Source organism: Paenarthrobacter sp. PH39-S1, assembly GCF_030063245.1.
GTDB lineage: Bacteria > Actinomycetota > Actinomycetes > Actinomycetales > Micrococcaceae > Arthrobacter_M.
Genome location: NZ_JASISR010000044.1, coordinates 20,484 through 27,466 on the forward strand (window position 1 = coordinate 20,484; position 6,983 = coordinate 27,466).

Annotated in this window: 5 protein-coding genes and 1 pseudogene; 4 read left to right on the plus strand and 2 right to left on the minus strand. The window is 64.2% G+C overall.

The genetic code is table 11. The features are described from left to right. Positions 1–192: 192 nt before the first annotated feature. The 4 genes from QMG52_RS19290 (at position 193) to QMG52_RS19305 (ending at position 5,286) form a co-directional block, all read left to right on the plus strand. Positions 193–1,629: an alpha,alpha-trehalose-phosphate synthase (UDP-forming) gene (locus QMG52_RS19290; protein WP_283562047.1), complete on the plus strand. Its 1,437-nt coding sequence runs from the start codon at positions 193–195 to the stop codon at positions 1,627–1,629. Continuing rightward, positions 1,619–2,467: a trehalose-phosphatase gene (otsB, locus tag QMG52_RS19295; RefSeq protein WP_283562043.1), complete on the plus strand. Its 849-nt coding sequence runs from the start codon at positions 1,619–1,621 to the stop codon at positions 2,465–2,467. The genes QMG52_RS19290 and otsB overlap by 11 nt, the downstream gene beginning before the upstream one ends. A 225-nt stretch (positions 2,468–2,692) precedes the next feature. Next, positions 2,693–3,775: an ABC transporter ATP-binding protein gene (locus QMG52_RS19300; RefSeq protein ID WP_283562044.1), complete on the plus strand. Its 1,083-nt coding sequence runs from the start codon at positions 2,693–2,695 to the stop codon at positions 3,773–3,775. Positions 3,776–3,924: 149 nt separating this feature from the next. Beyond that, complete coding sequence (locus QMG52_RS19305; protein WP_283562045.1) at positions 3,925–5,286, plus strand: DUF4032 domain-containing protein; 1,362 nt, start codon at positions 3,925–3,927, stop codon at positions 5,284–5,286. A 106-nt stretch (positions 5,287–5,392) separates the two neighbouring features. Here the strand turns inward: QMG52_RS19305 and QMG52_RS19310 are convergent, their stop codons facing one another. Together QMG52_RS19310 and QMG52_RS19315 are read right to left on the minus strand one after the other, a co-directional pair. Next, positions 5,393–6,079, minus strand: coding sequence for a hypothetical protein (locus tag QMG52_RS19310; RefSeq protein WP_283562046.1), 687 nt, complete (start codon positions 6,077–6,079; stop codon positions 5,393–5,395). Positions 6,080–6,172: 93 nt separating this feature from the next. Continuing rightward, a pseudogene (locus QMG52_RS19315) lies at positions 6,173–6,869 on the minus strand (FAD-binding oxidoreductase); the annotation flags it as partial. Positions 6,870–6,983 lie beyond the last annotated feature (114 nt).

The following is a 6,983-nucleotide window of genomic DNA, read 5'->3' on the forward strand; positions in this document are numbered from 1 at the left end:
TTGCCACGCGGCGGCAACTTCCCCATTTTAGGGGAAGAACCCGGGAGCTTCTCTCACGCTCCGGATAACGTGCCAGCGGGACGGATGATTCCGGTGCCTATAAGCTGGCAGCTAAGCACCAAACGAACGCGGGAGACACTGTTGTCAGATCCTCAGACACGTCCGAGTCAGATCATTCACGAGCGCAAGCCGATGGGCGACGCCCCCATGGGAGACTACGACTTCATCGTCGTGTCCAACCGGCTGCCGGTGGACAGGGTCCCGGCGTCCGAAGACGAAGGCGGCTGGCGGCGCTCCCCCGGCGGACTGGTCACCGCTCTTGCCCCGGTGATGAACAAGGCCGACGGCGCCTGGGTGGGTTGGCACGGTGCGCCGGATGAGGAGGTGGAAGCCTTCGACAACGACGGCATGCGCCTGATCCCGGTGACGCTCAGCAATGATGAGGTTGAGCTTTATTACGAGGGCTTCTCAAATTCGACGCTCTGGCCGCTCTATCACGACGTCATTGCGCCGCCGGAGTTCCACCGGACCTGGTGGGACGTCTACCGCAGGATCAATCACCGGTTTGCCGATGCGGCAGCCCGCTCCGCGGCGAAAGGCGCCACCGTCTGGGTGCAGGACTACCAGCTGCAGCTGGTGCCGCGGTACCTGCGGCAGAGTAGGCCGGATCTGCGGATCGGGTTCTTCAACCATATCCCGTTCCCCCCGCCGGAGATCTTCGCTCAGCTGCCCTGGCGCCGGGCCATTATCGACGGTCTGCTCGGGGCGGATCTGATCGGTTTCCAGCGGCCCAATGACACGGCCAATTTCCTGCGCTCGGCCAGGCGTTTCCTGGGGGCGAGCGTGAAACAGCAGCAGGTGCATGTCCGAAATCCCGACGGCGGAATCAGCCACATCGCGCGGGCCGAGGCGTTCCCCATCTCCATCGACGTGGACCAGATCCAGAAGCTGGCCCAGCGCCCGGACGTGGTCGAGCGGTCCCGGCAGATCCGCAGCGATCTAGGCAATCCCAAGACCATCCTGCTCGGGGTGGACCGGCTCGACTACACCAAGGGCATCTCGCACCGGCTAAAGGCCTACGGCGAACTGCTCAACGAGGGCAACGTCAAGGTCGAGGACGCGTCGATGATCCAGGTCGCCAGCCCCAGCCGTGAGCGGGTGGAGAGCTACCGGCTGCTGCGCGAAGAGGTCGAGGGCACAGTGGGCCGGATCAACGGCCAGTTCGACACCATCCAGAACACCGCGGTGAGGTATCTGCACCACAGTTATCCGGTGGAGGAGATGGTGGCCCTGTACCTCGCAGCCGACGTCATGCTGGTCACCGCCCTGCGCGACGGCATGAATCTGGTGGCCAAGGAATACGTTGCGGCCAGGATCAACAACACCGGTGCGCTGGTGCTCAGCGAATTCACCGGGGCCGCGGACCAGCTGCGGCAGGCGCTGCTGGTCAACCCGCATGACATTGATGGACTGAAAGAGACCATCATGGCCGCCATAAACCTCAGCCCGGCCGCCTCCAGCCGGCGGATGCGGGCCATGCGCCGGCAGGTCCTGGACCATGACGTGGAGCGCTGGTCGCAGGACTTCCTGATCGCGCTGGACGAAAAAGCGGTCCGCGATGACCGCTGACCGGCCCCCGGGAAAACCCGCCGGACTGACCGGCGTGCCCACCGGCCTGACCAGTCTGCCCACAGAGCTGACGGCCGCCGTCGACGGTCTGTGCCGTACCCCCCGACTGCTGGTGGCGATGGATTTTGACGGCACCATGTCCCCGCTGGTCCCGCTCGCCGGCGACGCACGGCCGCTCCCGGCCACCGCGTCGGCGTTCGCCGCCATCGCGAAACTGCCAAGTACGACGACGGCGCTCATCTCCGGGCGCGCCCTTGCCAGTCTGCGGGTGGTTGCCGCTCCGCCCCGGGAGAGCCTGCTGATTGGCAGCCACGGCGCGGAGGTCTGGCTGGGGCCGGACGCGGAGCCGCTGACGTTGAGTCGCGCCGGCGCTGAGCTGCTCGCGCGGACGAGCACAATTCTGCAGGACATCGCCGGCCGGCATGCGGGGACGCTGCTCGAAATGAAGCCGGCCGGTGTGGTGCTGCACACCCGCCTGGCCGAGCAACCGGTGGCCGCGTCCGCGGTCGCGCAGGCACACCAAGCTTTGGATGCGCTGCCCGGGGTCTACGTCAGTGAGGGCAAGCGGGTGCTCGAAGTTTCGGTGCTGAAGGCGGACAAGGGCGACGGTCTGCGGGTTCTGCGCGGCGCCGCGCACCCCACGGCCGTGCTCTTCGCGGGTGATGATGTTACCGACGAGCACGGCTTCCGGGCGCTGGAGCTCGACGACGTCGGCGTCAAGGTCGGTGCCGGGGAGACCGCCGCGCGGTTCCGGATCGGCTCACCGGAGGCGGTTACACCTCTGCTGGAGCTGGTACTTTCGCGGCGAACCACGTATCTGAACAAATCCGCACAGTGAAAGTCACGCAGTAAAGCAGCGCCATACAAAACCGTGCAGGGGCTATGGAGGGCTATCAATTCCGCGCAGTGAAAATCCCACATCGTTATGTGTGCCATAATGTTGCTGTGACGCACCGCACAACTTTGCGGTTTCCTTCGGGAAGCGGCGCCGCATAACTGAATAAAACAAACCATTCACTACGGATCGTTCGGCACGTACCTGCCGATGAAGGGATTGAAGACTGTGGCTACAGTTACTTTCGACAACGCTACGCGTTTGTACCCGGGCACCGAGAAGCCCGCTGTTGACAGGCTCAACATTGAAATTGCCGATGGCGAATTCCTCGTCCTCGTAGGACCCTCCGGTTGCGGTAAGTCGACCTCGCTGCGCATGCTGGCAGGCCTCGAGGACGTTAACTCCGGCCGGATTCTGATCGGCGACCGCGACGTCACCGATGTTCCCCCGAAGGACCGCGACATCGCGATGGTTTTCCAGAATTACGCGCTCTACCCGCACATGTCGGTGGCCGACAACATGGGCTTTGCCCTGAAGATTGCCGGTATCCCCAAGGAGGAACGCGCCAAGCGGGTGCAGGAAGCCGCCCGACTGCTGGATCTCGAGGCATATCTGGACCGGAAGCCCAAGGCTCTTTCCGGCGGTCAGCGCCAGCGTGTCGCCATGGGCCGCGCCATCGTGCGTAATCCGCAGGTCTTCCTGATGGACGAACCGCTCTCCAACCTCGATGCCAAGCTCCGCGTGCAGACCCGCACCCAGATCGCCTCGCTGACCCGCCGGCTTGGCGTTACCACCGTGTACGTCACGCACGACCAGGTTGAAGCCATGACAATGGGCGATCGCGTGGCTGTGCTCAAGGACGGGCTGCTGATGCAGGTCGACACTCCGCGCAACCTTTACGACAAGCCCCTGAACGTTTTTGTGGCCGGTTTCATCGGCTCTCCCGCCATGAACCTGCTGGAACTGCCCGTAGTCGACGGCGGCGTGAAGTTCGGCGGGATTGTTTACCCGGTGCCGCGGGACGTGCTGGAGGCTGCCGCGGGCAACACCGTCACCTTGGGCGTGCGCCCGGAGGATCTGGAAACGGCACCCGAAGGCGAAGGACTGCCGGTGGAGGTCGATGTCGTCGAGGAACTCGGCGCCGACGCGTATATCTACGGACACACCACCTTGGACGGCAAGGATCATGACATGGTGGCCCGAGTGGACGGCCGCCGCCCACCGCTGAAGGGGGACACCATCCACGTCCGCCCGCAGCAGGGTCACGTACACCTGTTTGACAGCTCGTCCGGTCTGCGGCTCGGAGACTAGCTGACCGTATTCCCTGGTCCCGGCTTCCCGTGGACCGGCTGAACTTGTGGTCCCGGATTCCCGGTGGTCGACCAAGGCGCCCCGCGCCGTGTGGCGACCAGGGAACCCGGGACCACAATGTTTAACCGAGGTTAAGGAAGAATTGACGCATGACGGAATCAGCCGGTGCCAAGTGGACGGACGAGCCCACAGATTTCGAGCAGAGGGGGAAGCTGCCGCGTGCAGTGGCCCCGCCGGCGGCCGTGATGGGCTCGCTGAACATCACCGCCGCCACCGCGGATCCGGAACTGCTGGATCTTCCCTGGCACATTGCCCTCGAAGACTGGCCCGAAGAAAGCCTGGCGGCGCTTCCGCGGGGGATTTCCCGGCACGTGGTCCGTTTTGCCCACCTCAGTGGGTCCATCATTGCCATCAAGGAAACCAGCGAGCACGTGGCCCGGCACGAGTACCACATGCTCCGCAAACTGCAGCGCCTGGACGTTCCCTGCGTCCAGCCCGTCGCCGTCATCAGCGGCCGGACCACAGCGCACGGTGCACCCCTGGATCCCGTGCTGGTCACCCGCCACCTGAAGTTCTCCCTGCCCTACCGCGCGCTCTTCTCCCAGATGCTGCGCCGGGACACCCTCACCCGCTTGATAGATGCTCAGGCGCTGCTGCTGGTCCGGCTGCACCTGATCGGCTTTTACTGGGGGGACGTCTCGCTGTCCAACACACTTTTCCGCCGCGATGCCGGAGCCTTTGCAGCCTATTTGGTGGACGCCGAGACCGGCGAACTGTACCCGGATCTCTCCACCGGCCAGCGCGAGTACGATCTGGAGATTGCCCGGGTGAACATCGCCGGCGAACTCATGGATCTCCTGGAGGGCGGGCTGATTGAGGAGAAGGTGGATCCCGTCGCCACCAGTGAACTCATCATGGACAGTTACCGCCGGCTGTGGGGCGAGCTGACGGAAAAGGAGTCATTCGAACTGGGTGAGCGCTGGCGCGTGGGCGCGCGCATCCGCCGTCTCAATGAATTGGGCTTCGACGTCGGCGAGTACGCCATCAAGACCACTCCGGACGGAGCCACCATCCAGCTGCAGCCCAAGGTGGTTGACGCCGGGCACCACCAGCGCCGGATGCTGCGGTTGACCGGGATTGATGCCCAGGAGAACCAGGCACGGCGGCTGCTCAACGACATGGATACCTACCGGGCCGACAATTACCCGGGGCAGGACGAGGAAATCAGCGCGCACTCCTGGGTGAGCCACGTTTTCGAACCCATTGTCCGCTCCATTCCGCGGGAGCTTGGCGGGAAGCTTGAACCCGCCGAAGTGGTCCATGAGGTGCTGGAGCACCGCTGGTACATGTCCGAGCAGGAAGACCGCAACGTCCCGCTCGCGGAGGCCGTGCAGTCGTACCTCGATACTGTACTGCGGCACCGCCGCGACGAGGCCGCCATCATGCTGACGGCCGATACCGCCACCATGAAAATCCTTGAAGGCGGCTCGCTCGGTGAAGGATCAGGCTAGTTTCTGCCTGCACCGAACCGTCCGTTCGGGCACGCCGGTGCCGGGAGTGTTCAGTTCAGGGTCGCCTCTGCAGAGTAGCCAGTGCAGGGTCGTCAGTGCGGAGTCGTCAGTGCCGCCCGGCGTTGGCGCGGTTGAGCATATAGATGGCCAGAGTGCCGCCAGCCACGACGACGGCCGCTGCCAGGATCAGCAGAATCGTCCACAGGTTCGGACCACTTGATCCCGCGCGCACCGTATTTAAGTCCGCAGTGGACGTCGCCGTGTCCGGCAGGACAGACGCCGTCGGGCTTGACGACTGCGATGCCGATGTCGTCGCCGTATAAGTTGGCCACGCGCTATCGCTAATCGGCGTTGGGACCGTTACTGGCTCTACACTTGGTTCAGCAGTGGCAGCTTCCGAAGTGGGTGGAGCCGCTGGGGCAACGGGCGCGATCGTGGGGGCAACAGGCCCTGCGGGCGCTTCGGGCGCACCTTGTTTTTCGTTCCCTTGTGCCTTGGCCGCCGACTGCTCTGCGGCCAGCTTGTCGGCAGCCGCCATTTCCGCTGCCAGCCTTTCCGCTTCCGCTCGCGCGTTCTCCAGGCCGCCCGCGGCAGACGTCTCCCCCGCCCCAGCGGAGGGCGGGACCTCCCCAAACTGGCCGCAAACAAGCTTCAAGGCATGCAGCGGACAAGACGGCCCAGACGTTTCACCATGGGCGCCGCTGGCCACGAGCAGCACGACGCTCAGCATCAGGAAGAGGACGGCAATGAGGGCCACGCTCTTGGCCGCCATGGCGCCCAGTAAAATCCGCAAATTCGTCTCTCCGAAATCGGTGAGGGCTCCGTCCAGAGCCAGAAAGGGTCCACAGGCATCATTCCCCTGCTTGGGGCTGATTGCAAGTTCCGGTCAGGCGGGAATTGCCTTGCCCGGATTGAAAATCCCCAGCGGGTCAAAGACGTTGCGTATTTTCCGCTGCAGCTGAAGCACCTCGGCATGCTGCTCCAGCGGCAGCCAGCGCAGTTTGTACTGCCCCACCCCGTGCTCGCCGGTGATGGTCCCACCCATGGCAAGTGCGACGTCGATTGATTCGTTCAGAGCGGCGGCAAGGGCGCCGGTGCTCTGCGGATCTGTCCCCGGCACCCAGAAGGTGGGATGCAGGTTCCCGTCGCCTGCATGAGCCACCACACGCAAACCCACCTCGTGGTGGGCCGCCATCCGTTCCAGCTCGACGATGTAGTGCGCCAGCCGGGACCGCAGCACGGCGACATCTTCTCCAACAACTGCTTTCCACATCCCCCTCCATGCCTCGGCTGCTTCAGCGCAGGTCCATCAGCCGTATGGCTTTCTCCGGCCCGGCGGTGATCAGCTGGGCTGCCAGGCCGTCCGTCTGGATCAGCAGCAACACATTCCCCCGGCTGACCAGATCCGAGCCCAGTCTGGTGTCCAGCTCAAGCAACGACGCACCGTCCAGGAGCTCCATAATGGACGGCTGGATCCGCGCCCGTCCTACCGCCAGGACACCGGCTGCGGCCGTTTGGAAATCCTGGAAAAACACCGCAAGAGTGCGGACCTCCAGCGGCAGGTACCTCACTCTGACCCGGATCCGCGAGTAAGAACTTTTTGACAGGGGTGTGTTAAACCGAACAAGTGCCCCTTGAGCTGGGAAAATAGTAGTTGCGAAGCCAAAATTTTCCAGACAGAGAAGGACACCTGTTCA

Excerpts from the sequence above, each read along its gene's own strand:
- QMG52_RS19290 (WP_283562047.1), top strand. The coding sequence starts at position 193 with ATGGGCGACGCCCCCATGGGAGACTACGACTTCATCGTCGTGTCCAAC.
- otsB (WP_283562043.1), top strand. The coding sequence starts at position 1,619 with ATGACCGCTGACCGGCCCCCGGGAAAACCCGCCGGACTGACCGGCGTG.
- QMG52_RS19305 (WP_283562045.1), top strand. The coding sequence starts at position 3,925 with ATGACGGAATCAGCCGGTGCCAAGTGGACGGACGAGCCCACAGATTTC.